Annotated in this window: 23 protein-coding genes and 2 pseudogenes; 14 read left to right on the top strand and 11 right to left on the bottom strand. The window is 73.7% G+C overall.

The window, feature by feature from the left end:
- The first annotated feature begins 54 nt into the window (after positions 1–54).
- The 3 genes from ACFXOZ_RS08440 to ACFXOZ_RS08430 are packed head-to-tail and all read left to right on the top strand — an operon-like array spanning position 55 to position 2008.
- Positions 55–663, top strand: a complete 609-nt coding sequence (locus ACFXOZ_RS08440; protein WP_380588573.1) for a hypothetical protein — start codon at positions 55–57, stop codon at positions 661–663.
- 47 nt (positions 664–710) lie between these two features.
- Positions 711–1271: a sigma-70 family RNA polymerase sigma factor gene (locus ACFXOZ_RS08435; protein ID WP_375891263.1), complete on the top strand. Its 561-nt coding sequence runs from the start codon at positions 711–713 to the stop codon at positions 1269–1271.
- Positions 1268–2008: a zf-HC2 domain-containing protein gene (locus ACFXOZ_RS08430; protein ID WP_380407433.1), complete on the top strand. Its 741-nt coding sequence runs from the start codon at positions 1268–1270 to the stop codon at positions 2006–2008. The genes ACFXOZ_RS08435 and ACFXOZ_RS08430 overlap by 4 nt, the downstream gene beginning before the upstream one ends.
- A gap of 83 nt (positions 2009–2091) precedes the next feature.
- Here ACFXOZ_RS08430 and ACFXOZ_RS08425 read toward each other — a convergent pair whose 3' ends face one another.
- From ACFXOZ_RS08425 to ACFXOZ_RS08415, 3 genes are all read right to left on the bottom strand, one after another.
- Positions 2092–2796 (bottom strand): hypothetical protein, encoded by a 705-nt coding sequence (locus ACFXOZ_RS08425; RefSeq protein ID WP_375891267.1) that lies wholly within the window; start codon positions 2794–2796, stop codon positions 2092–2094.
- A gap of 137 nt (positions 2797–2933) precedes the next feature.
- The gene (locus tag ACFXOZ_RS08420; RefSeq protein WP_375891268.1) at positions 2934–3503 is read right to left on the bottom strand and encodes a DUF1990 family protein; all 570 of its coding nucleotides are present in this window, start codon (positions 3501–3503) and stop codon (positions 2934–2936) included.
- The gene (locus ACFXOZ_RS08415; RefSeq protein WP_380588569.1) at positions 3500–4342 is read right to left on the bottom strand and encodes a YndJ family protein; all 843 of its coding nucleotides are present in this window, start codon (positions 4340–4342) and stop codon (positions 3500–3502) included. The genes ACFXOZ_RS08420 and ACFXOZ_RS08415 overlap by 4 nt, the downstream gene beginning before the upstream one ends.
- 158 nt (positions 4343–4500) lie before the next feature.
- Between ACFXOZ_RS08415 and ACFXOZ_RS08410 the strand changes: the two genes are divergently transcribed.
- Complete coding sequence (locus tag ACFXOZ_RS08410) at positions 4501–4770, top strand: DUF1876 domain-containing protein (protein WP_375891271.1); 270 nt, start codon at positions 4501–4503, stop codon at positions 4768–4770.
- Positions 4767–4976 (top strand): hypothetical protein, encoded by a 210-nt coding sequence (locus tag ACFXOZ_RS08405; RefSeq protein ID WP_375891273.1) that lies wholly within the window; start codon positions 4767–4769, stop codon positions 4974–4976. Before ACFXOZ_RS08410 ends, ACFXOZ_RS08405 begins: the two co-directional genes overlap by 4 nt.
- 107 nt (positions 4977–5083) lie before the next feature.
- On the opposite strand, the gene ACFXOZ_RS08400 is transcribed toward ACFXOZ_RS08405, so the two are convergent.
- The 4 genes from ACFXOZ_RS08400 to ACFXOZ_RS08385 form a co-directional block, all read right to left on the bottom strand.
- The gene (locus tag ACFXOZ_RS08400; RefSeq protein WP_380588566.1) at positions 5084–5524 is read right to left on the bottom strand and encodes a PPOX class F420-dependent oxidoreductase; all 441 of its coding nucleotides are present in this window, start codon (positions 5522–5524) and stop codon (positions 5084–5086) included.
- A gap of 29 nt (positions 5525–5553) precedes the next feature.
- Entirely contained in the window at positions 5554–7200 is a 1647-nt protein-coding gene (locus ACFXOZ_RS08395; RefSeq protein ID WP_380588563.1) for a cytochrome bc complex cytochrome b subunit, read from the bottom strand.
- Positions 7201–7490: 290 nt separating this feature from the next.
- Positions 7491–9032 (bottom strand): MFS transporter, encoded by a 1542-nt coding sequence (locus ACFXOZ_RS08390; RefSeq protein ID WP_375891279.1) that lies wholly within the window; start codon positions 9030–9032, stop codon positions 7491–7493.
- Between the two features lie 184 nt (positions 9033–9216).
- Positions 9217–9897, bottom strand: a complete 681-nt coding sequence (locus ACFXOZ_RS08385; RefSeq protein WP_380588560.1) for a TetR/AcrR family transcriptional regulator — start codon at positions 9895–9897, stop codon at positions 9217–9219.
- A 290-nt stretch (positions 9898–10187) separates the two neighbouring features.
- Between ACFXOZ_RS08385 and ACFXOZ_RS08380 the strand changes: the two genes are divergently transcribed.
- Both ACFXOZ_RS08380 and ACFXOZ_RS08375 read left to right on the top strand, forming a co-directional pair.
- Entirely contained in the window at positions 10188–10655 is a 468-nt protein-coding gene (locus ACFXOZ_RS08380) for a Uma2 family endonuclease (RefSeq protein ID WP_380588557.1), read from the top strand.
- A gap of 121 nt (positions 10656–10776) precedes the next feature.
- On the top strand, positions 10777–11565 hold the full coding sequence (locus ACFXOZ_RS08375) for a VOC family protein (RefSeq protein ID WP_375891285.1): 789 nt from the start codon (positions 10777–10779) through the stop codon (positions 11563–11565).
- A 6-nt stretch (positions 11566–11571) separates the two neighbouring features.
- Here ACFXOZ_RS08375 and ACFXOZ_RS08370 read toward each other — a convergent pair whose 3' ends face one another.
- The gene (locus tag ACFXOZ_RS08370; protein ID WP_380523472.1) at positions 11572–12135 is read right to left on the bottom strand and encodes a hemerythrin domain-containing protein; all 564 of its coding nucleotides are present in this window, start codon (positions 12133–12135) and stop codon (positions 11572–11574) included.
- 122 nt (positions 12136–12257) lie between these two features.
- Positions 12258–12854, bottom strand: a complete 597-nt coding sequence (locus ACFXOZ_RS08365) for a TIGR03086 family metal-binding protein (protein WP_380523470.1) — start codon at positions 12852–12854, stop codon at positions 12258–12260.
- A gap of 192 nt (positions 12855–13046) precedes the next feature.
- Between ACFXOZ_RS08365 and ACFXOZ_RS08360 the strand changes: the two genes are divergently transcribed.
- Complete coding sequence (locus tag ACFXOZ_RS08360) at positions 13047–13628, top strand: DoxX family protein (protein WP_375891290.1); 582 nt, start codon at positions 13047–13049, stop codon at positions 13626–13628.
- A gap of 122 nt (positions 13629–13750) precedes the next feature.
- On the opposite strand, the gene ACFXOZ_RS08355 is transcribed toward ACFXOZ_RS08360, so the two are convergent.
- Positions 13751–14617: a PP2C family protein-serine/threonine phosphatase gene (locus tag ACFXOZ_RS08355; RefSeq protein ID WP_380588554.1), complete on the bottom strand. Its 867-nt coding sequence runs from the start codon at positions 14615–14617 to the stop codon at positions 13751–13753.
- A gap of 146 nt (positions 14618–14763) precedes the next feature.
- Between ACFXOZ_RS08355 and ACFXOZ_RS08350 the strand changes: the two genes are divergently transcribed.
- The 5 genes and pseudogenes from ACFXOZ_RS08350 to ACFXOZ_RS08330 form a co-directional block, all read left to right on the top strand.
- The gene (locus tag ACFXOZ_RS08350) at positions 14764–15861 is read left to right on the top strand and encodes an LLM class flavin-dependent oxidoreductase (protein WP_380588550.1); all 1098 of its coding nucleotides are present in this window, start codon (positions 14764–14766) and stop codon (positions 15859–15861) included.
- Positions 15858–16487 carry an FMN reductase gene (locus tag ACFXOZ_RS08345; RefSeq protein WP_380523463.1) on the top strand — a complete coding sequence of 210 codons (630 nt, stop codon included), beginning with the start codon at positions 15858–15860 and terminating at the stop codon, positions 16485–16487. Before ACFXOZ_RS08350 ends, ACFXOZ_RS08345 begins: the two co-directional genes overlap by 4 nt.
- Before the next feature lie 230 nt (positions 16488–16717).
- Positions 16718–17746, top strand: a complete 1029-nt coding sequence (locus ACFXOZ_RS08340) for a Dyp-type peroxidase (protein WP_380588547.1) — start codon at positions 16718–16720, stop codon at positions 17744–17746.
- Between the two features lie 62 nt (positions 17747–17808).
- Positions 17809–18609, top strand: coding sequence for a family 1 encapsulin nanocompartment shell protein (locus ACFXOZ_RS08335; protein ID WP_380588544.1), 801 nt, complete (start codon positions 17809–17811; stop codon positions 18607–18609).
- A 198-nt stretch (positions 18610–18807) separates the two neighbouring features.
- Positions 18808–19620 (top strand): annotated as a pseudogene (locus ACFXOZ_RS08330) (NB-ARC domain-containing protein); the annotation flags it as partial.
- 1295 nt (positions 19621–20915) lie between these two features.
- On the opposite strand, the gene ACFXOZ_RS08325 reads toward ACFXOZ_RS08330, so the two are convergent.
- Complete coding sequence (locus ACFXOZ_RS08325) at positions 20916–22136, bottom strand: hypothetical protein (RefSeq protein ID WP_380588541.1); 1221 nt, start codon at positions 22134–22136, stop codon at positions 20916–20918.
- A 324-nt stretch (positions 22137–22460) separates the two neighbouring features.
- On the opposite strand from ACFXOZ_RS08325, the pseudogene ACFXOZ_RS08320 reads away from it, so the two are divergent.
- Positions 22461–22573 (top strand): annotated as a pseudogene (locus ACFXOZ_RS08320) (electron transfer flavoprotein subunit beta); the annotation flags it as partial.

The raw sequence follows: 22573 nt of genomic DNA, 5'->3' as shown, positions 1-22573 counted from the left end.
CCACCGTCCGTACTGAGGGGTGTCCAGTCCGTTCACCGACGCGGGAGGCTCCCCATGCGCAGCACCCCACCCCGCACCCGCCGGGCCGTCGTGCTCGCCGCCTCCGGCCTCGCCGCGGCGGCCCTGGTCGCCGGCTGCGGGTCCTCCGGATCGAGCAAGTCGAGTGCGCCGAGCCCGTCGAGCAGCTCCAGCGCCCCGGCCGCCGCCACCCTCCGGACCGCCGACGACCCCAAGCTCGGCACCGTCGTCACCGACAGCGCGGGCTTCACGCTCTACCGCTTCGACCAGGATCAGAGCAACCCCTCGGACTCGTACTGCAACGGTAACTGCGCCACCCTGTGGCCGCCCGAGCACGCCAACGGCGACATCACGGCCAAGGGCATCGACAGCAAGCTGGTCGGCAGCTTCACCCGCGACGACGGCACCAAGCAGGTCACCGTCAACGGCTGGCCCGTCTACCGCTACTCGCCGGACGCCAAGCCCGGCGACACCAAGGGCGAGGGCGTGGCCGGCCAGTGGTTCGCGGTGACCCCGACCGGCGGCAAGGCGATGCCGAGCGGCACCCCGGCACCCGCCACCCCGGCACCCGCCACCCCGGCACCCGCCACCCCGGCGCCGAGCACCCCCACACCGACGCCCACCCCGCCGTCGTCGGGCTACTGACCGACCGCTGACCACCGCTGACCATCGCCCTCGACCGGGAGGCCCGGGTGCGCAACCATGAAGTGGTGACCGAGGAGCACCCCGCCGCACACGGCCAGGGGGCCGCGGACGAGGAGCTGATGCGGGCCCTGTACCGCGAGCATGCCGGACCGCTGTTCGGCTTCGTGCTCCACCTGGTCGCCGGGGACCGGCAGCGTGCCGAGGACGTCGTCCAGGAGACCCTGGTCCGGGCCTGGCGCAACATCCACCGGCTCGACCCGCAGGCCGGTTCGCTGCGCCCCTGGCTGGTCACCGTGGCCCGCCGGATCGTGATCGACGGCCACCGCAGTGCCGGCGCCCGCCCGCGCGAGGTGGAGGCGGCGGCCCTGGAGCAGCTGCCCGCCGAGGACGAGATCGACCGGGCGCTGCGGATGATGACCGTCGCCGACGCGCTCGCCGACCTCTCGCCCGCCCACCGGGAGATCATCGTCGAGACCTACCTCAAGGGCCGCACCGCCAAGGAGGCGGCCGCCGTCCTCGGCATCCCGGCCGGAACCGTCCGGTCGAGGGTGTTCTACGCACTGCGCTCGCTCCGGCTCGCGCTGGAGGAACGGGGAGTGACATCGTGACCGAGCGGCCCGACCTCCGCCCCGGCCCGTCCGGTGGCCCCGAGCACCTGGACGTCGCGTCGTACGTCCTCGGCCTGCTGGAGCCCGCCGAGCGCGCGGCCTTCGAGCGGCACCTGGCGGACTGCCCGCAGTGCACCGGGCAGGTCGGCGAACTGGGCTTCGTGGAGCCGATGCTGGGCGAGTACGTGGCGTCGGCGCGGGCCGCCGGGCTGGACCCGGCCGACTTCGCGCCGGCACCGGACGGGCGGCTCCTGGACCGGCTGGTCGCCGAGGTCGCGGCCGGCCGTCGGCGTGGCCGGGTGCGGCGGCTGGTGCTCGCCCTGGCCGCGACCGCGATGGTCGCGGCCGGCCCGGCCGTCACGGCCGCGGTGCTCACCGCGGAGACCACGCCCGCCGTGGTCGCCGTCGCCGAGCAGTTCAGCGCCAGCGACCCGGCCACCGGGGCCAAGGCCACCGTCGGCGTCGACGGCACCACCTGGGGCAGCCGGGTCAGCCTGCAACTCTCCGGTGTGCAGGGCCCGTTGACCTGCCGCCTGGTCGCCGTCTCGCACGGCGGCGAGCACCAGACCGTCACCACCTGGTACGTCCCGGCGGACGGCTACGGCGAACCCGACGCCCCGGGCGTGCTGCGCACCACCGGCGGGGCGGCCATGCAGCCGGGCGCCATCGACCACTTCGAGGTGCGGGTCCAGAACTCCGACGCCCTGCTGGTCTCCGTCCCCGCGCACCGATCGTGACCGCGCACCCGGGGTGGCCGCGCACCGATCGTGACCGCGCACCCGGGGTAGCCGCGCACCGATCGTGACCGGGCAGGACCGGTTCAGCCCGGAAGGTGCAGCACGACGTACCCCATCAGCCGCCGCACCCGGGCCGCGCCCAGGTGGGCGGGCCAGTACGGGTTGGGCTCGCCGCCACCGGTCATGTGCTCCCGCCGCCAGGTCCGGCCCCAGCCGACCCGCAGCTCCTGCTGGAAGCTGTGCCACCGGCCGCACGGGCACGGCACCAGCACCCGGGCGCAGGTGCGGCACAGTTCGGCCCGGTCGTGGCCGGTCGACACCTCCACCGCGGGCCCTTCCTCCCCGCAGGCCGGGCAGCCGGGCAGTTCGGCCCCGTCCAGCAGCGCGTTCTGCCGTCGGACGTAGTCGGGCAGGCGCAACGCCGGGTGCAGGAAGGGGTCGTGGCGCCAGGCGTCGTTCGGTGAGGTCCACCAGGGCTGGTTCCACCACACCGGCGTCGCCGCCCGGCGGCCGTCCCGCTTCTCGGCCCGCCGCTGCGCCGCGTACTGCTCCGCCCGGGCCAGCCACAGCTGCCGCGCCTCGTGCAGTTCCTCCACCGCCCGCACCAGGGACTCCGGGTCGGCCTCCAGGTGCCGGGGCATCCGGGCGCTGAGCGTCAGGTGGTGGTAGGTCGCCCGCAGGCCGTACGGGGCGAAGCCGGTCAGGCAGGTGCGCAGGGCGCTGTGGCGCCGGTGGACGGGCAGCGCGGCGTCGAGGACCAGGGCCCGGTGGGTGTGGAAGCTGGTCACGGCGCCGGCTCCTCGCCGTCCTCGGGGGTGACCGCCCCTGGAGCCGGAACCGGCACCGGGGGCGGCGGTGTCATCCGGCGATCATGCCGCAGACCCGGGCCGGGCGGCGAGCGGATTCACGCCGCCGCCGGGCGGGGTCAGCGCGGTCCGCCCCGGGCGGCGTCCGCCGCGATCGCCGCCAGCACCCGCCCGCAGCGCCGGACGAAGGCGTGCTGGAGGAGCGGGAACAGCGGGCCGACCAGCCGGGCCCACCAGGCGACAGGCCGGCTGAACGCGGTGACGCCGAACCAGACCGTCCCGTCGGGCGCCAGCTCGACCAGGAAGGTCTCCTCGCCCCGGCCGAGGTGTCCGGGCCTGGTCCCGTAGGTGAAGCCGTACCGGTCCGGGCCGTCGACGGCGGCCAGCACCCGGTTGGGCGCGCCCGCCCGCAGCGGACCGACGCCGATCGCGCAGCGGACGGCGACGCCCGGGGCCGCCCGGTCGGCCTCCGCGTCGATCCGGACGCCGGCCAGCCGGTGCATCCGCCAGCCGAGCAGCGCGGCCCCGGCGACCTCCAGGGCGGCGCGTCCGTGGCCGATCGGGGCCCGGTGCCGCAGGTGGTGGTAGCCGGCGGGCAGCTCGCCGGTGCGGCTGGCGCCCTGCTCGGGGTAGCTGTAGTCGGCTCCGGGGTGACCGGGGTCGGTCCCGAGGTGGCTGCGGTCGTTCATCGGGCGTCCTCCGCGGTGGTGATCCGGCGCCAGGCGAGGAGCGCGCAGAGCGCGAAGCCGAGCGCGTTGCCGAGGCCGTGGGTGGCGGCCATCCAGGCCAGGGTGGGGTGGGGGAGCCCGGCGGCCCGGCCGAGCGCCCACCACAGGGCGAGCAGCATGGTGAGGGCCAGCACGCCCGAGGAGACGGTGAGCAGTCCGGCGGTGACCGGGTCGGCCGCGCGGGGGCGCAGGTCGCGCCAGCTGACCAGGCCGACCAGCCACATCCCGGTGCTGAGGACGACCGCCCCGGCGAACTGCCACCAGTTGCCGAGGAAGTACCCGGCGAGCACCAGCAGGGTGCCGGCCGGGACGCTGAGCGCCGCGCAGCGGGCCGCCGCGGAGCCGGGCGCCGAGGCGCGGCAGACCAGTCCGGCGACCAGCGCGGCGGTGAATCCGGCGTAGTGGAAGTGCGGGACGGTCAGTGCCAGGATGTGCGGTTCGAAGCCGAACAGCGGGTAGCCGGAGCGTTCGGCGACCAGCGCGACCCCGGCCACCGAGGGCGCGGCGAGTGCGGTGAGCACGGCGATCTCGGCGGGGGCGAGCGAGCGGGTGCGGGCCAGTCGCCGGGGCGCGTGCAGGGCGACGGCCAGGGTGCCGAGGGCGTAGAGGACGGCGGTGGCGGTGGCGAGGCCGCCGCGGGGCAGCCAGAGCGACAGTGCCCCGGGGACGGCGGCGAGCGGCCAGAGTCGGCGGATCCGGGCCAGCCCGGGTTCGTCGATCAGGGCCAGGCCGAGCGGCAGGACGGCGCCCATGCCGAGCAGGACCAGCAGGTCGACCAGTTCGGTCGTGCCCTTGTCCATGGCGGGCACACCCCCTCTTGAACGCGTTCAAATACCCTTCGTCCGCGACTCTACGTCGCCGAGTTGAACATGTTCAACCTGACCCCCGGGCCGGCTGGCCTGGTGATCACGCTGGGTGCGGCGCACTCTGGAGGAGTAACCGATGGAGGTGATCCGACATGCAGACTCTGGTCGGTTGGCACATCGAGATGGAGTTCCGCGAGGAGGGCGCGCGGACGACCGCCGCCGCCCTGCTGCGGCTCGGCGACGGGACGGAGGTGCGGGCCCACGGCTACAGCAGCCGCCACCCCTCCGACCCGGAACAGCTGCGGGTGGGCGAGGAGATCGCGGGCGCCCGCGCGCTCAACGACCTGGCCTCGCAGCTGCTCACCAAGGCCCACGGCGAGATCCAGGACGTCAGCCCGGTCCCGACCCACCCGCTCTCGTGACCGCCCCGCACCCGGACGGCGGCCAAGGCCAGGCCGGACGGGACCCGAACCGGCCGCGCATCCCGCTGATCTGCCCGCGCTGCGGCCACGAGCAGCGGGTCGTCCCCGGCGGCCCCGAGCGGGCGGTCAGGGTCGTGCACCTGGGGACCGGCCGGGAGGCCTGCGAACCGGGGGACCTGGCCCGGGCCCCGGACGACGGGGCCTGACCCGCGACGCCCCGAACGCCGGCGCCGGAAACGCCGAGCGCCGGGCCCGTTCCCACGGATCCCGGCACTCGACGCGCTCCGGGGTGCCCGAAGCCCTTCCGCGCCGCTCAGTTGACGCAGTACGTCCGCGGCGGGCGCCACTCCGGCCCGACCAGCCGCTGCTCCAGCTCGTTCGGCGTGATCCGGATCCCGACCGTCCCGGACAGCCCGACCCGGAACCGACTCCGGGCCAGCGTGAGCAGGGCCGTCAGGCCGTACTTGTTGATCAGTGAGGTGCGGTAGCGCGCGGTCGCGTCGGCGTCGCAGAGCCGGGCGCGGGCCGGGAGCCGTCGGCCGGTGGGCCGCCCGTGGGCGTCGCAGGGGCCGACCAGCACCCGGGGGTGGCGGCGGATCCGTTCGGCCTCACCGGAGTGGGCCGGGGTCCAGACGCCGAGCGCCCGGCCGTCCGCGACCACCCACAGCTGGGTGTCCAGTCGGCTGCCGTCGTCGCCGAAGGTGGTCAGCAGGAGGTAGTTGCTGTCGGCGAGCCGGTCGGTGGGGTCGTGCATGATCTCCTCCCTCGCACAGGGGGGCGGGGTCAGTGGTGACCGTGGCCCTCGCCCTCGGTGATCTCGCGGTGCTCGCGGTGCTCGTGGTGCTCGCGGTACTCCTCGGCGGTGGGCTTCCCGATCCGCGCGTGCTCGCCGTGGAACCCGCGGGACAGCCGCACGCGGGTGCGGGTGAGCGCGCCCGCCGGCCGGGCCACTCCATTCTCGTCGACCGCGGGCGGCAGTTCGAGGGGGCGGGGCTGCTCGTGTGCGGTGAGCCGGTGCAGTTCGGCGGGCGCGAGCCCGGCGTGCACCTCGGTGAACTCGCCGTGCGGCAGCCGCTTGACGACGCCGGTCTCCCGGCCGTGCAGCACCTTGTCGCGGTCCCGCCGTTGCAGGCCCAGGCACCAGCGCTTGGTGACCACGAAGACGGCCACCGGGACGACGAAGAAGCCGATCCGCACGGCGTAGGTGATGACGTTGAGCGACAGGTGCAGATGGGTGGCGATGAGGTCGTTGCCGCCGCCCGCGAGCATCACCAGGTAGACGCTGATCCAGGCCGCGCCGAGGGCGGTGCGGACCGGCGCGTTGCGCGGCCGGTCGAGCAGGTGGTGCTCGCGGGCGTCGTTCGTCACCCAGCCCTCGACGAACGGGTAGACCGCGATCGCGCCGAGGATCACCGGGAACAGCGTGAACGGGATCAGCACCCCGAGGTTGAGGGTGTGCCCCCACAGGCCGACCTCCCAGCCCGGCATCACCCGGATCAGGCCCTCGGCGAAGCCCATGTACCAGTCGGGCTGGGCGTCGGTGGAGACCTGGTCCGGACGGTACGGGCCGTACGCCCAGATCGGGTTGATCGTGGCGATCGCCGACATCAGGGCGACGATCCCGAAGACCAGGAAGAAGAAGCCGCCGGCCTTCGCCATGTAGACCGGCATCAGCGGCATGCCGACGACGTTCTTCTCGGTCCTGCCGGGGCCCGCCCACTGGGTGTGCTTGTGGTAGAAGACCAGGATCAGGTGCGCCACCAGCAGCCCGAGCATGATGCCGGGCACGAGCAGTACGTGGACGGTGAAGAACCTCGGGATGATGTCGTGCCCGGGGAACTCCCCGCCGAACAGGAACATCTGGATGTAGGTGCCGACCAGCGGCACGGCCAGCACCACGCCCTCGATGAACCGGATGCCGGTGCCGGAGAGCAGGTCATCCGGGAGCGAGTAGCCGAAGAAGCCGTCCAGCATGCCGAGGAACAGCAGCAGGAAGCCGAAGACCCAGTTGACCTCGCGCGGCTTGCGGAACGCTCCGGTGAAGAACACCCGCATCATGTGCACGAACATCGCCGCGACGAAGACGATCGCCGCCCAGTGGTGGATCTGCCGGATCAGCAGTCCGCCGCGGACCTCGAAGCTGATGTCCACGGTGGAGGCGTAGGCCTCGGACATCCGGATGCCCTTGAGCGGGACGTACGAGCCGCTGTAGACCACCTCGCCCATGCTCGGCTTGAAGAACAGGGTCAGCCAGACGCCGGTCAGGATGATGATCAGGAAGGTGTAGAGGCAGATCTCGCCCAGCATGAAGGACCAGTGGTCCGGGAAGATCTTGCGCAGGTTGGCCCTGGCGAGGGAGTGGATCCCCAGTCGGCCGTCCGCCCAGTCGGCGGCCCGCTGCCCCCGCCCTGGGTTCTGATTCCGGGTCATGTGCACGCACCTCGGTCCGAAGGAAACGGGGATTAGTCCCCGCTTCGTACGGACGCCACCATAATCGGGGACTGATCCCCACTTCTACCCGGGGCCCCTCCCGCCGCGGCTCGCCGCTCCCGGACGGCCCGTTCGGAAACGGTGGACGGCGCGTCCCGGAAACGGTGAACGGCGCGTCCCGGAAACGGCGAACGGCCCCTCCGGAAACGGCGAACGGCCCGCCCGGTGTCGTGGAAGACACCGGACGGGCCGCATGCGCACCCGAGTCACCCCGTGGGGCCCCGCGAGGGTCAGTGCACCAGCACCGGCACCTCGTCGCTCTTCGCCGCACCCGAGCCGGCACCCGTGGTGTCGGGGCGACCGGCGTTGATGAAGGTGAAGGCGACGGCGGCGGCCGCCACCAGGATCCCGAAGGACACCCAGATCGCGGTCGAGAAGCCGTGCACCATGCCCTGGAACTGCACGAGCTTGGCGGCCTCCGGGCTGGCCGCGGTGGCCAGCGAGGTGGCGTGCGAGGTCAGCCAGCTGGTGGTGGCGCTGGCCGCGATGGTGTTCAGCAGCGCGGTGCCGATGGCGCCGCCGACCTGCTGCGAGGTGTTGACCATGGCCGAGGCCACGCCCGCGTCACGCGGCTGGACGCCGTAGGTCGCGAGGCTCATGGCCGGCATGAAGGCGGTGCCCATGCCGAGGCCCATCAGGACCAGGCCGGGCAGGATCAGCGCCGGGTACGAGGTGTCCAGGCCGATGTGGGTCAGCAGGAACATGCCGACCGAGGCGGTCAGGAAGCCGGGCGCCATCAGGTAGCGCGCCGGGACGCGGGTCATCAGCCGGGCGCCGATCTGGGTCGAGCCGGTGATCATGCCCGCCACCATCGGCAGGAAGGCGACGCCGGTCAGCACCGGGCTGTAGCCGCGCACGACCTGGAGGTAGTAGGTCAGGAAGAGGAACAGACCGAACATGCCGATCACGGCCATGCCCAGCGACAGGTAGACCCCACCCCGGTTGCGGTTGAGCACCACGCGCAGCGGCAGCAGCGGGGCGGCGACCGCGCGCTCCACGATCACGAAGGCGGTCAGCAGTACGACGGCCGCGGCGAACAGCGCCAGGGTGCTGCCGGCGGTCCAGCCGCTGGACTCGGCGCGGGTGAAGCCGTACACCAGCGAGACCAGGCCGGTGGTCACCAGCACCACGCCGGGGATGTCCAGCTTGTTGCGGTTGCGGCCCCCGACGGGCTCGCTGATCACCAGGACGGCGCCGGCGATGGCCGCGATGGCGAACGGGATGTTGACGTAGAAGGTCCAGCGCCAGTTCAGGTACTCGGTCAGCGCGCCGCCGAGGATCAGACCGATGGCGCCACCGCCACCGGCGATCGCCCCGTAGATGCCGAAGGCCTTGGCGCGCTCCTTGGCCTCGGTGAAGGTCACGGCGAGCAGCGACAGCGCGGCCGGGGCGAGCAGCGCGCCGAACACGCCCTGGAGGGCGCGGGCGCCGAGCAGCATCGCGGTGTTGACCGCCATGCCGCCGAGCGCGGAGGCGAGGGCGAAGCCGGTCAGACCGACGATGAAGGTCCGCTTGCGGCCCCAGAGGTCCGCGATCCGGCCGCCGAACAGCAGCAGGCCGCCGAAGGCCAGCGCGTAGGCGGTGATCACCCACTGGCGGTTGCCGTCGGATATGCCCAGGTCGGTCTGGGCGGACGGCAGGGCGATGTTCACGATGGTGGCGTCGAGGACGACCATCAGCTGGGCCAGGCCGATGAAGATCAGCGCCTTCCAGCGCCTGGGATCGGGGATCGTCGCCGGAGCGGCGTCGGTCTGAGACATGGGGGTACCCATTTCACGGTGCGTGGTGTGCGAGAACGGTCAACTGCCGTACGGGAACGGCAGGTTGCCGTACGGGTGCGAGGGCGCGCGGACGCGCCCGGAGGCGACTCCGGTCAGTCGCGCGGAAGGTGGGGTGCGAGGGGGGTCGGATCGGCTCGGATCAGGATCGGATCAGTGGTTGGGTCCAGGTGGTCGGTCAGTGCCGAGGGCGGAAGTCTTCGAAGGTCGCGGCCCGGCCGGGCAGCGCCGAGCGGGCCGGCGCGCGCAGGCCGTCCAGGAACAGCTGCAGGTGGCGGTGGACGAAGTCGTCGAGCAGCTGGCAGGAGGTGCCCGGCAGCGGCCGGGTCAGCTGGCTCATCGCGACGAACAGGTCCCCGTGGTCGACGTCCGGCCGGAGCTCGCCGGTGGCCCGGGCGCGCTCCATCAGTCCGCTCACGGCGGACCGCAGGCGCTCCCGCGTCTCGGTCAACTCCGGGTCGTCCGGATCGACGGTGCTGGTGAAGACGGCGCAGAGCCCGCCGACCTTCTCCGCCACGGTCGCGTGCACGAACCGCTGCAGAGCGTCGAACGGACCGCCGCCCACTCCCGCGTCCGCCTCGGCCGTCGCCGTCTCGGCGAGGGCCAGGATGCGGTTCTTGACGAGCAGCGCCACTTCCTGGATCAGCGCCGCGCGGTCCGGGAAGTTCCGGTACAGCGTGGCATTGCCGACCCCCGCCCGCTTCGCGATCTCGTCCAGCGGCACCTCGGCACCGTGCTCGACGAACGCGTCCCGGGCCGCCAGTACGATCCGCTCCCGGTTCCGGCTCGCGTCCGCACGCAACTTCGGCGTGCGCACACTCCCCGTGGAATGGGCCGGCTCTGCGGCGACGGTGGTCATGGCGACGTGCTCCTCCAGAATACCGGGGAAGTTCTCCCCGCTTTCTCCAACGTACTCGCAAACGGGGAATCTGTCCCCGCAATTTCCTCCCGTGCTGTGACCTGCGTCACGTTTACGGTTCCCGCCCGCCGATCTCCTCGTTGTCCGATCGGACAACCAGGCGGCGGAGGAGGACCCGTGAGCGTGATCCCTGGACGCCCGCAGATGGTGCCCGAGGAGTTCGAGGAGCTCGCGCGTCTCGCCCCCGGGCGGTCGAAGGAATCCGGCTGGAGTTCCTCGGCGGGCGGCTGGTGGTCCAGCCCCGACCCGACGGCAACCACGGACGGGTGGTCGAGTGGCTGGTGCGCAGGTGCCTGCACGTGCGGCCGGAACAGTTCCTGCACAGCCACGGCCTGAAGGTGCAGGCGCTCCGGGACGGGCGGGCGCACCCTGACGGCGTCCTGGCGCCCTCGGAGGCCTTCGCCGGCCTCGGTGCGTGGGCGGAGGCCGAGGAGGTGCTGATGGTCTTCGAGGTCGCTGACGACGATGCGGACGCCGACCACCGGGCCCGCGTCGAGAAGCCGCGTGCCTACGCCGAGGCCGGCATCCCCGTCTACCTGCTGATCGATCGCGACTCCGCCGAAGCCGTCGTCCACAGCCGGCCGGGCGGCGTTCGCTACGAAACCGTCCGGACCTTCGCCTTCGGCAAGAGCGTCCGCCTCCCCGACCCGGTCGGCATCGTCCTCGACACCGAGCCGCTCAAGAACTGGGTGCGCTGAGCCCGGCCGTGCCTTCCCGGGCGGGCTGCTCCGCCCGCCCTAGGCTGTGGGCGTCCCGGGCGGCCGGTGGGCCGCGGGAGTCGGGAGGGGCCCGGCGGCCGGGTGGGCGAGGAGGTCCGCGATGGGCAGCGAGGAGACGACCGCCAAGGTGCGCTGCGTGGCGGCCGTTCCGTGCTGGGTGAGCCTGATGGCCCGGGACCTGGAGAGCGCCACGGGGTTCTACGGTCCGCTGCTGGGTTGGGAGTTCGAGCCCGGCCCGGAGCGCTTCGGCCCGTACGTGCACGCGGTGACCGGCGGGGAGGCGGTGGCCGGGTTGGGGGTGGCGGGCCTGGGGGCGGTACCGCTCGCCTGGACCAGTTACTTCGGGACGGAGAGCGCCGACGCCGCCGCCGACGCCGTGCGCGAGCGCGGCGCGACCCTGGCGGTCGGCCCGCTGGCCTTCGACGCCGGGCGGGTGGCCTTCGCGGCGGACCCGGCCGGGGCGGTGTTCGGCATCTGGGAGGGCCCGCCGGGCCGGGCCCGGCGGCTGGACGTGCCGGGAGCGCCGGTCTGGATCGAGCTGCGCACCCCGGACCCCTTCGCGGCGGCGCTGTTCTACGGCGAGGTGTTCCGCTGGGACGGCCGGGACCCGGAGCGCTTCGAGGTCCGCTGGGAGCACGACCGGGTGGTGCTGCGCGCGGAGGGGCACAGCGTCGCGGCGCTGGCCAAGGAGCAGGCGGGCGGACCGGCGGGCCCACCGCCGCACTGGGAGGTCTCCTTCGCCGTCCCGGACACCGACCGGGCGGTGGCGCGGGCGGTTGAGCTGGGCGGGGCGGGGATCGGACCGGTCTTCGACTCCCCGTACGGCCGGGTGGCCCGGCTGCGGGACCGTGACGGCGCCCGCTTCGCGGTGATCAGCCCGAAGAGCTGACCGGCCTCAGCCCGCGGGGCCGCTGCCCGCCGGTTCGGTGCCCGCCTGTTCGGTGCCCGTCGCCTCGGTGCCCGCTGGTTCGGTGCCTCTCGCTTCGGTGCCCGCAGGATCGCTGCCCGTCGGCTCGGTGTCCGCCCGCTGGGCCCGGAGCCGTTCGCCGAGCTCCGCGCGGGTCGCTGCGGGCAGGGCCTTGCGGGCGGCCGGGAAGACCGTCTTCTCCTCGCCGGTGAGGTGCCGCCGGAGGGTGTCGCCGAGGCCGTGCAGGAGGGTGTCGAACGCCGGGTCGTCCGGGCCGAGTCCTTGCAGGTCGGCGAGGTACTGCCCGATCGCGAGGTGGTCGTGGATGCTGCTGAACACCAGGGCCCCGCCCTCGGGCACGTCGTGCTGGACGAGCGGGAAGAGGTGCTCCTCCTCGGCGGCGCAGTGGCTGAACAGCAGGTCGGTCAGCCTGCTGACCAGCTCGCCGCGCTCGGCCGAGCCGGCCGGCGCCGCCTCGGCGCGGTCGAGCAGGTCGGTGGCCGCCTTGTGGTCGGCGGTGAACTCGCCGAGGATGTCCGGCCTGCGGCTCATGGCGTGCCCGCCTCTCGTCCGGGATCAGGACTCGCCCCCCGTACTGTCCAGTATCCGGCGCCGCCGCGCGAAACCCCGGTCCGGGCCGCTGCTGGGTGCGGGTTCCGCGGGGAGATCCCTGCTCAGCCGCCGTCCCGCCGCCCGGTGAGGGCCAGCAGCCGGGTCTGCGGGGCGGCGTCCGAGGGCACCGGTAGCGGCGGGTCGAAGAGTCCGCTGCCGGAGAGGTCGCCGTAGCCGCCGATCTCGCCGAGCGCGAAGTCCACCAGGCCGGCCGGGAGCCGGGTACGGGTGCCGATGCCCTCGGCGAGGTCCCAGGCGTGGACGACCAGGTCGGTGGTGAGCTGGTCCAGGTAGTACTGCCCGGAGACGTCCGCGAAGGAGAGGTGGACGGTGAGTTCGGTGGCGCCGGGCACGTCCCAGGCCTGCCGGGCGGCTTCGGCGGCGGAGTTCCAGGCGGCGACCGGGTCGTCGCCGAGCACGTCGCCGTCGTAGCGGCCGCCGACCTCGGCGATGGTGGCGCCCATCAGCAGGTCGGGGACCCAGAGCTGCTCGCCGGTGAGGTGGTTGACCAGGTCCCGCACCGTCCAGTCGGCGCACGGGGTGGGGGAGTCCCAATGGCCGGGGGCGATCAGCCGGACCCGTTCGTCGAAGGCGGCGAGCGCCTCGGGGTAGGGCGTGCCGGGCCGGTCGGCCGGCGGGCGTTGCCTGCGGTGAGCCATGTCTCCACCCTGCCCCGGCCCCGGTGGGGTGCGCGAGTCGTCCATGCACCGTCAGTTGTTCAAATTCGAACTCCACGGTACGGTCGAGGAGTGGCCGGTTCAAATTTGAACAAAAGGCGCGGCGTGTCCCACCCCGCCCGGCCGCATCACCACACACACCCCTACGACCGACCCCGATCGATGGAGACGCGCATGCCGAGCAGCAGCCCGAGCACGACCGCCGCCACCAGTCCCACCAGCCCCGCCGCCCGCTCCGCACGGGGCGGCTCCGGGTCCGCGACGACCTCCCCGCACGCCTACGACGCCGGACTCCTGCTCCTGCGCCTGGTGCTCGGCCTGACCATGGCCGCGCACGGCAGTCAGAAGCTGTTCGGCTGGTTCGGGGGCGGCGGGATCGACGGCACCGGTCAGTTCTTCACCATGAGCGGTTACCCGGCCGGCAACGCCATGGCCGTGGTGGCCGGCCTGACCGAGGTCCTGGGCGGACTCGGCCTCGCCGTCGGCCTGCTGACCCCGCTGGCGGGCGCCGCGATCGTCGGCACGATGGTCAACGCGATCGCCGTCACCTGGGGCGGCGGCTTCTTCGCCCCGAAGGGCAGCGAGTACGAGCTGCTGCTGACGGCGGGCGCCGCCGCCCTGGCGCTGACCGGCCCGGGCCGCTACGCGGTGGACCGCTTCCTGCCGGTGTTGAAGGCGCACCGCCTGGCGTACGGCGCGGCTGCCGTGCTGGTCGGCCTGGTGACGGCCGGAGTGATCCTGCTGCTGCGCAAGTAGCCGCCGGCAGCGACTCAACTCGCTTTTCCGGAAGCCGTGCTGACGAACCGTCGGCACGGCTTCCGGCGTTCCGGCGTCCCGGTGTCCGGCGTTCCGGTGCTTGTTGGGGGCATCGCGCGCGGCTACTCGCCGATCCGCACCAGCGCCAGGGTGATGTTGTCCGGACCGCCCGCCTCGACGGCCGCCTTCCACAGCTCGAAGGCGGCCCTGCCGTCGGCCCGGTCGGAGGGCCCGTCCGCGCGGGCGAGCAGTCCGGCGAGCTCCTCCTCGGGCACCGGGTCGGTCAGGCCGTCGCTGCACACCAGGTAGCGGTCGCCGGCGGCGAGCGGCGAGACCCGTACGTGCGGTTCGACGAAGGTGAGTCCGAGCGAGCCGCCCAGGGTCTGGGTGACCAGCGGGGTGGTGCGCTGTCCGGGCGGCAGCGGCGGGCTGTCGTCCACGCTCACCCGCTCCAGGCTCACCCGCTCCGGGGCCTCCCGCGCCGGGGCCTCCCGCGCCGAGGTCCCCCGCTCCGGGCTCGACCGCTCCGGGGGCGACGGCTCCGGGGGCGACGGCTCCGGCCCGCCACTGCTGATCCGGTAGACCCGGCTGTCGCCGACGTTGAAGACCACGGCCCGGTCGGGCAGCAGCACCAGCCCGGCGACCGTCGTCCCCATCGCGGCCAGCTCCGGCTCCCCGGCGGCGGCCGCGTAGACCGCCCGGTTGCACTCCTGGAGCTCCGCCCGGACGGCCTCCTCGCCGTCCAGTCCGCCCCCGGCGGCGGCGAGCCGGCGGGCGACCAGGGCGCTGGCCACCTCGCCGCCGGGGTGGCCGCCGAGGCCGTCGGTCACGGCGACCACGCAGGGCGGGCCGAGCGGGAAGAGCAGGGTCTGCGGGTCGGTGGTCACGGTGGCGCAGAGCGTCCACGGGCCGATCGTGAGGCTGTCCTCGTTGTGCTCCCGCACCAGGCCCTCGTGGCTCAGTGCGCTCACCGCGATGTACGGCGCCATCGGTTCGCCGTCCTTCCGCGGGCTCCGGCGGTTGCCGGGGCCCGCCTTCCATTGTCGGCGGGAAGCGCGGGAATAACGATCCGCGCCTGCGTGCTAGGGTGGTTGAAAGTTGAACGACTTGGACCTCCTGGAGTGTGGTGAGCAGCATGCAGTTCGGAATCTTCACCGTCGGCGACGTCACCCCCGACCCGACCACCGGACGCACCCCGAGCGAGCACGAGCGGATCAAGGCGATGGTGGCCATCGCGCGCAAGGCCGAGGAAGTGGGCCTGGACGTCTTCGCGACCGGCGAGCACCACAACCCGCCGTTCGTCCCGTCCTCGCCGACGACCATGCTCGGCTACATCGCCGCGCAGACGGACCGGATCATCCTCTCGACCTCGACCACGCTGATCACCACCAACGACCCGGTGAAGATCGCCGAGGACTTCGCGATGCTCCAGCACCTCGCCGACGGCCGGGTGGACCTCATGATGGGCCGCGGCAACACCGGCCCGGTCTACCCGTGGTTCGGCAAGGACATCCGCCAGGGCATCCCGCTCGCGGTCGAGAACTACGCGCTGCTGCACCAGCTGTGGCGCGAGGAGGTCGTCGACTGGCAGGGCCGCTTCCGCACCCCGCTGCAGTCCTTCACCTCCACCCCGCGCCCGCTGGACGACGTCCCGCCGTTCGTCTGGCACGGCTCGATCCGCAGCCCGGAGATCGCCGAACAGGCCGCCTACTACGGGGACGGCTTCTTCGCGAACAACATCTTCTGGCCCAAGGAGCACTTCCAGAAGCTGATCGACCTCTACCGCGAGCGCTACGCCTACTACGGGCACGGCACCCCCGAGCAGGCGGTCGTCGGCCTCGGCGGCCAGCTGTTCATGCGGAAGAACTCCCAGGACGCGGTCCGCGAGTTCCGCCCGTACTTCGACAACGCGCCGGTGTACGGGCACGGGCCCTCGCTGGAGGAGTTCACCGAGCAGACCCCGCTGACCGTCGGCAGCCCGCAGGAGGTCATCGAGAAGACGCTGACCTTCCGCGAGACCTTCGGCGACTACCAGCGCCAGCTGTTCCTGATGGACCACGCCGGCCTGCCGCTCAAGACCGTGCTGGAGCAGCTGGACCTGCTGGGCGAGGAGGTCGTGCCGGTGCTGCGCGAGGAGTTCGCCAAGGGCCGTCCGGCCGAGGTCCCGGACGGGCCGACCCACGCCGCGCTGGTCGCGGCCCGTGACAAGGAGACCGTGGAGGTGGCCGAGTGACCGCGTTCAAGCTGGCCGTGGTGAGCGCCGGCCTCAGCAAGCCGTCCTCGACGCGGCTGCTGGCCGACCGGCTCGCCGAGTCGACCGTGCGCCGGCTCGCCCTGGAGGGGCGGGAGGTCGAGGTCACCGTGGTCGAGCTGCGCGACCTCGCCGTGGACATCGCCAACAACTTCGTCACCGGCTTCCCGGCCGCCGCGCTGCGCGGGGCGATCGGGACGGTGACGGGGGCGGACGCGGTGATCGCGGTGACGCCGATCTTCACGGCCTCCTACAGCGGCCTGTTCAAGTCCTTCTTCGACCTGGTCGACCACGACGCGCTCACCGGCAAGCCGGTGCTGATCGCCGCCACCGGCGGCACGCCACGGCACTCGCTCGCCCTGGAGCACGCCGTCCGGCCGCTGTTCAGCTACCTGCGCGCGGTGGTGCTGCCGACCGCCGTGTACGCGGCCACCGACGACTGGGGCACGGCGGGCGACGCGCTCACCGACGGCCTGCCGGGCCGGATCGACCGCGCGGCGGGCGAGCTGGCGGCCCTGCTGGCGGGGCGGGCCCCGGCGGCGGAGGCGGCGGCGGTGCCGGAGCAGGTGGTCCCGTTCGCCGAGCAGCTGGCGGCGTTGCGGGTCTGAGGGCCGGACCTGAGGGGCGGGTGCGCGACGGTGCGCCCCGCCCCTTCCGCACGTCCACCCCTCCGCAGGTCCGCCCCTTCGGCCTGTCCGCTCCTTCCGCAGGTCCGCGCCCTGCCGCCCGCCGTGCGAGGTCCTCATCGGCATGATCAGATTGGTGCTGATCCGTCGCGATCCGTTCACACCCCGTGAGAGAGCGCTCCGCGAGCCGCCTCCCGAGGAGGACCCCCGCCGTGCAGCCCGAACCCCAAGCCGTGCTCTCCCCGCTGACCAGTGCCGCGGTCTTCCTGGTCCTCACCGTGGAACCCGGCGGCGAGCCCACCGTCCGCGACCTGCTGCCCGACCTCGCCGGACTGCGCCGGGCCGTCGGCTTCCGGGCCCCCGAGGGCGGCCTCACCTGCGTCACCGGCATCGGCTCCGACCTCTGGGACCGGCTCTTCACCGGCCCCCGTCCCGCCGGACTCCACCCCTTCCAGGAGGTGGTCGGCCCCCGCCACCGCGCCCCGGCTACCCCCGGCGACCTGCTGCTGCACCTGCGGGCCGAACGGATGGACCTCTGCTTCGAACTCGCCACCCGCCTGGTCGACCGGCTCGCCGGGGCCGCCACCGTGGTCGACTCCGTCCAGGGCTTCAAGTACTTCGACGACCGCGACCTGCTCGGCTTCGTCGACGGGACCGAGAACCCCGAGGGCCGTGCGGCCGAGACCGCCGCCGTGGTGGGGGAGGAGGACCCGGGCTTCGCCGGCGGCAGCTACGTCATCGTCCAGAAGTACCTGCACGACCTCGACACGTGGAACGCCCTCGCCGTCGAGCAGCAGGAGGGGGCCGTCGGCCGCACCAAACTCACCGACATCGAGCTGGACGACGACGTCAAACCCGCCGACTCGCACGTCGCCCTCACCGTGATCACCGGCCCGGACGGCGCCGAGCGGAAGATCCTCCGGTTCAACATGCCCTTCGGTTCCTTCGACCGCAGCGGCGAGTTCGGCACCTACTTCATCGGCTACGCGCGCGACCCCGGGGTCACCGAGGAGATGCTGCGCAACATGTTCCTCGGCCGCCCGCCCGGCACCACCGACCGGCTGCTCGACTTCTCCACCGCCGTCACCGGTTCGCTGTTCTTCGTCCCGACCGCCGACCTCCTGGACACCCCGCCCCCGGCCGCCCCGGCCTCGGGCCCGACCCCGACCCCGGCCCCGGCCGCGCCCGCAGCCCGCCCGGACGGCTCACTCGGCATCGGCAGCCTCAGACCGACCTCCTGAACCGCAGACCTCCTGAACGGCCGACCTCCTGAACGGCCGACCTCCTGAACAGGACCCGCACCATGAGCAACCTGCACCGAGAACTCGCCCCCGTCTCCGCCGCCGCCTGGGAGGAGATCGAGGAGGAGGCCCGGCAGACCTTCAAACTCCATGTCGCCGGCCGCCGCGTGGTCGACCTCGACGGTCCCGACGGCCCCACCCTCGCCGCCGTCGGCACCGGCCACCTCACCACCATCGACCCACCCCTCGACGGCGTCCAGGCCCACGCCCGCACCAGCCGCCCGGTGGTCGAACTGCGCGTCCCCTTCACCGTCAGCCGCTCCGCCGTCGACGACGTCGAACGCGGCTCCCGCGACTCCGACTGGCAACCCGTCAAGGACGCCGCCCGCACCCTCGCCCGCGCCGAGGACCGCACCGTCTTCGACGGCTACCCCGCCGCCCGCATCGAGGGCATCCGCGCCGACTCCACCAACCCGCCGGTCCAACTCCCGCCCGACGTCCGCGAATACCCCGAAGCCGTCAGCCAGGCCCTCACCGCTCTCCGCCTCGCCGGCGTCGGCGGCCCCTACGCCCTCCTCCTCGGCGCCGACGCCTACACCGCCGTCAACGAGACCTCCGACCACGGCTACCCCGTCGCCAGCCACATCGCCCGCCTCCTCGACGGGGACATCATCTGGGCCCCCGCCATCGAGGGCGCCTTCCTGCTCTCCACCCGCGGCGGCGACTTCGAACTCCACCTGGGCCAGGACGTTTCCGTCGGCTACCTCTCCCACGACGGTGACTCGGTACGGCTCTATCTGCAGGAGTCGTTGACCTTCAGCGTCTACACGGGAGAGGCAGCCGTCGCGTTGACCGCTGCCTGACCTCGTGGCCCCGCGTCCACGGGCCGGCGCGAACCGCACCGGCCCGTGGTGCCGGACGGCGTGGGGCGATCAAGCTGACGATCCGTCATGTCTCGTGGTATCAGTGATGCCCGGACGATTCCGGCGCCTTCTCCGGCCGTCTCCGTCCTTCGTTCGTGCTGTGCCTGACGGGTAGGGGGAGCCGATGGAACCGGATTCGTGCGGGGCGCCGCGAGTTCGACGTCCTCGCCGGTCCGGCGGCGGCCGGTGAGCGCGGCGGACTCCACCCGTGAGCCGAGTTCCACGGTGCGCAACTCCCTTGCCGGGAGCGAGGTCGCCGGTGCGGTCGTCCAGGCGGGCCGGATCCGCGACCTGACCGTCTACTCCTCGCCCGCTGGCTCCTCGCCCCCGGTACCTCGGCAGCTTCCCCCCGTGCCGCGTCGGCTGGTCGGACGGGACGCCGACCTCGCCTGCCTGGACCGAGAGTTGGGTAGGGCGGGCGGTCCGGTCGACCTGACCGTGGTGCTCACCGGGCCCGCCGGGGTGGGGAAGACCGCCCTCGGTGTCCACTGGCTGCGAGGCCATTCCGAGCGCTTCCCGGACGGTCGGCTCTTCGCCGACCTGCGGGCCCACGCCCCCGGCGGTCCGGCGGATCCTGCCGAGGTGCTGGCGGGCTTCCTGCGCGCCCTCGGCGTCTCGCCGGTGCCACGCGACCCCTCCGAGGGCGCCGCGCTCTGGCGCTCGCTCGCCGCCGAACGCCGGATAGCCGTCCTGCTCGACGACGCATCCAGCGCCGCCCAGGTCCGCTCGCTGCTGCCCGGCGCGGAGCACGCCGTGGTCGTGGTCACCAGCCGCCGTCGACTCACCCGGCTCGGCACGGACGGTGCCGTTCTCCGGCCGGTCGACCTGCTGTCGGACGAGGACTCGGTGCGACTGTTCGCCCAGCTGGTCGGCGAGGAGCGGGTGGCGCGGGAGCAGGCGGTCGCGGAACTGGTGGTGGGGTGCTGCGCAGGGCTTCCGCTGGCCGTCTGTCTTGCCGCCGCCAGGGTCGCGGCCCGGCCCGCGCAGTCGCTCCTGGGCGCCGCCGGACCCGTCGTCGACGAGTCCCGGCGGCTCGTCGCACTCGACATCGACGGAGAGGGCGTGCGGCAGCCACTGGACGCCTCCCTGGCCGGACTGGGCCCGGGGACTGTCCGGCTGTACCGGCTGCTGGGTCTCCTGCCGTTCCCGGTCTTCACCCTGGACGTCGTCCGGGTGCTCGGCGATCTGGAACGGGCCGAGGCCGAGCCGCTGCTCGACCGGTTGGTCGACGTCCACCTGCTGGAGGCGGCGGCGGACGGCTTCCGCTTCCACGGCCTGGTGAAGCTGCACGCGTCGGCGTGCGGGGAGGGGATCCGCGACCACCCCGAGGGGCGGGCTGCCGTCGACCGTCTCCTCGACTGGTACCTGGCCACTGCCACGGCCGCGGAGGCCCTGCTGACCCCGAGTCATCGAACCCTGCGCCGTGACTTCGTGACCGGACCGGTGCCCGGGGAGTTCGCCGGAGAAGCGGCGGCGGTCGACTGGCTCGACGCGGAGACCGGGCGGCTCGCCGACGTCGTCCGCTGGGCCGCCGACACCGGTCGTGCCGCCACCGCCTGGCAGCTGGTCGACGCCATGTGGCCGCTCTTCCTCCAGCTGCGTCCCGTCCCGCTGTGGGTCGAGGCCCACCGGATCGGCCTGATCGCCGCCCGCTCGGCGGGCCACCGCGACGGCGAGCTACGCATGCTCACCTCCGGCGGCGCCGGTCTGCGCAACGTCGGCCGGGGAGCGGAGGCCGCCGCGTGGTACACCGAGGCGCTCCACCTGGCCCGTGGCGCCGGCAACGCGCTCGCCGAGGCCGACGCCCTCTACGGCCTCGGCCAGACCCACCACGCGGAGGGCCGGTTCGCCCAGGCGGCGGACTGCCTGCGCAGGACGGCCGCGATCCGGGCGGCCCGAGGCTACCGACGGGGTACGGCGCTGGCCCGACTCGCCCTCGGCGGCATCCTGCTGGAGGAGGGTCGGGCCGCCGAGGCCGTCCTGGTCCTCATCGGAGCCTACCGGGAGCTCGCCACCCTCCCCACGGCGTACGAGGCCGCCCGTGCGCTGGCCTTCCTCGGCCGGGCGCACACGGTCCTCGGGGCCCACGAGGAGGCGGGGCGGTGCTTCGCGGAGGCGCTCGGGGTCTTCCGGGAAGGCCGGGCGAGGCGCTGGGAGGCCCGGGTCCTCGAACTCACGGGAAACCTCGCCCTGGCCTGCGGCGACCCCGCCGGGGCGGACGCCCGCTGGCAGGAGTCCCTCGACCTCTACCGGGCGCTGGGCGCCCCCGATGCCGCGCGTGTCGCCGCCGTGATGGCTGCTGGTGCACCGACCCCGTCGTCGGCCGCGAGCCACAACGGCGAGGGCAGCGGCAGTACGGGCGGTACGGGCGGAGGAGTGGGTTCGGCCAGGCCGAGGACGCGGTAGAGCAGCTGACGCATCCTGAGGTCGAACCGGCCGGGCTCCGAGCTGATCCGGGCCGCGACAGCGGCGTAGTCCTCGCGCCGGTACCGCTCGGCGGCGCGGTCGAGCTGGGCGGTGAGCGGGCGGGACGGGCTGAGTGCCGGCGCGGTGCGGGCGAGCCGCGCGCCGGGCGAGCGCGGGTTGATGCCGTGCTGCGGGTAGGCGGCGAGCAGGATCGGGGCGCCGGTCATGGTGCCGTAGAGGGTGACCGAGCCGTGGTCGCCGATGACGAAGTCGGCGGCGACCAGCAGGGGGCGCCAGTCCTCCTCCGGCCCGGGCACGCTGACCGCCCCGGGTGCGGTGCCGGCCACCCGTGCGCGGACGGCCCGGGGGCCGTGCGCGGCGGCCACGTTGGGATGGACCAGCAGTGCGGCGCGGTGGCCGTGGCGGGGCAGCTCGGCGGCCAGCCGCGGCAGGACGGTGTCGAGCCGCGCGAACAGCGAGCCGCTGCCCCAGGTGGAGCAGAGCAGCACCAGCCGCTCCTCGGGCGCCAGTCCGAGCGCGGTCCGGTACCGCTCCCGGTCGGGCAGCGCGGCGGCGATCCGGTCGTGGTCGGCATCGCCCACGACCTCGGCGATCGACAGCGCCTCCGGGCAGCCGCGACCGAGCTCGGTGCGGTCGTCCCGGTGCGCGAGCGCGTACGCGGCGGGCACCAGCCGTCCCTGCCAGACGAGGTACTCGGGCCCGAGCCCGGCGACGGTCCGCCCGGCCCCGATGCCGGACGGCGACAGCTTGTTGTGTCCGACGCCGTGCGTCAGCCGGACCGTCGGGCCGTGCAGTCGCTCCAGCCCTCGCGAACCCGCGGCGAGCACCAGGTCGAAACTCCGGCGGACGGCCTCCGCCCAGGGCAGCACGGTGGCGCCGAGCCGTCGGACGTGGGCGGCCGCACCCCGGTTGAACGTGTGCGGCGCCACCGTGAACCGGACCCGCACCCGCGGGTCGGCGTCGAGGAGGGCGTGGACGCTGCGCAGCCGCTGGCCGTAGACCGTGGTGTGCACGACCACCAGCACGTCCACCGACGTCATCTCCGCCGCCTCCTCCGGTGCCGATCCGCCGCCCCGGGCCCCGGTTCGGCACTGCGGGCGGCACGCTCGGGCATTCTGGTGCACTCCGGCACGGCCCCGGACACCGGGTAGGGTACTGAGTGCCTTTACCAGGGGTACTGAGTGCCGTATTCTCTCGGTGGAGCCTCTGATGCCAGTCGCAGACAGCCGACCCGGCATGCCGGTCCAGGTGGCGCTTGCGGCACGCGGGCCGTTGCCGGGCCGGGGTTGGCACTCAGTACCCTCGGCCTGACCTGAGGCCATGGATCCAGTGCATCCGTGCACCCGTGACAGGAGAAACCGCTCATGAGCTTGAGGATCGTCGTCTGTGTGAAGTACGTGCCGGATGCGACGGGTGACCGTCGTTTCGCGGACGACCACACCACGGACCGGGAGGGTGTGGACGGCCTCCTGTCGGA

Source organism: Kitasatospora sp. NPDC059160 (assembly GCF_042755465.1).
Classification (GTDB): domain Bacteria; phylum Actinomycetota; class Actinomycetes; order Streptomycetales; family Streptomycetaceae; genus Kitasatospora.
This window is presented reverse-complemented; position numbering and strand designations above follow the sequence as displayed.

Bases quoted from the DNA above. Each gene is read 5' to 3' on its own strand.
- ACFXOZ_RS08440 (WP_380588573.1), top strand. From the start codon at position 55: ATGCGCAGCACCCCACCCCGCACCCGCCGGGCCGTCGTGCTCGCCGCC.
- ACFXOZ_RS08385 (WP_380588560.1), bottom strand. From the start codon at position 9,897: ATGACCACCGTCGCCGCAGAGCCGGCCCATTCCACGGGGAGTGTGCGC.
- ACFXOZ_RS08350 (WP_380588550.1), top strand. From the start codon at position 14,764: ATGCAGTTCGGAATCTTCACCGTCGGCGACGTCACCCCCGACCCGACC.
- ACFXOZ_RS08400 (WP_380588566.1), bottom strand. From the start codon at position 5,524: ATGCACGACCCCACCGACCGGCTCGCCGACAGCAACTACCTCCTGCTG.
- ACFXOZ_RS08355 (WP_380588554.1), bottom strand. From the start codon at position 14,617: ATGGCGCCGTACATCGCGGTGAGCGCACTGAGCCACGAGGGCCTGGTG.
- ACFXOZ_RS08395 (WP_380588563.1), bottom strand. From the start codon at position 7,200: ATGACCCGGAATCAGAACCCAGGGCGGGGGCAGCGGGCCGCCGACTGG.
- ACFXOZ_RS08390 (WP_375891279.1), bottom strand. From the start codon at position 9,032: ATGGGTACCCCCATGTCTCAGACCGACGCCGCTCCGGCGACGATCCCC.
- ACFXOZ_RS08370 (WP_380523472.1), bottom strand. From the start codon at position 12,135: ATGAGCCGCAGGCCGGACATCCTCGGCGAGTTCACCGCCGACCACAAG.
- ACFXOZ_RS08420 (WP_375891268.1), bottom strand. From the start codon at position 3,503: ATGAACGACCGCAGCCACCTCGGGACCGACCCCGGTCACCCCGGAGCC.
- ACFXOZ_RS08365 (WP_380523470.1), bottom strand. From the start codon at position 12,854: ATGGCTCACCGCAGGCAACGCCCGCCGGCCGACCGGCCCGGCACGCCC.
- ACFXOZ_RS08335 (WP_380588544.1), top strand. From the start codon at position 17,809: ATGAGCAACCTGCACCGAGAACTCGCCCCCGTCTCCGCCGCCGCCTGG.
- ACFXOZ_RS08360 (WP_375891290.1), top strand. From the start codon at position 13,047: ATGCCGAGCAGCAGCCCGAGCACGACCGCCGCCACCAGTCCCACCAGC.
- ACFXOZ_RS08375 (WP_375891285.1), top strand. From the start codon at position 10,777: ATGGGCAGCGAGGAGACGACCGCCAAGGTGCGCTGCGTGGCGGCCGTT.
- ACFXOZ_RS08410 (WP_375891271.1), top strand. From the start codon at position 4,501: ATGCAGACTCTGGTCGGTTGGCACATCGAGATGGAGTTCCGCGAGGAG.
- ACFXOZ_RS08325 (WP_380588541.1), bottom strand. From the start codon at position 22,136: ATGACGTCGGTGGACGTGCTGGTGGTCGTGCACACCACGGTCTACGGC.
- ACFXOZ_RS08415 (WP_380588569.1), bottom strand. From the start codon at position 4,342: ATGGACAAGGGCACGACCGAACTGGTCGACCTGCTGGTCCTGCTCGGC.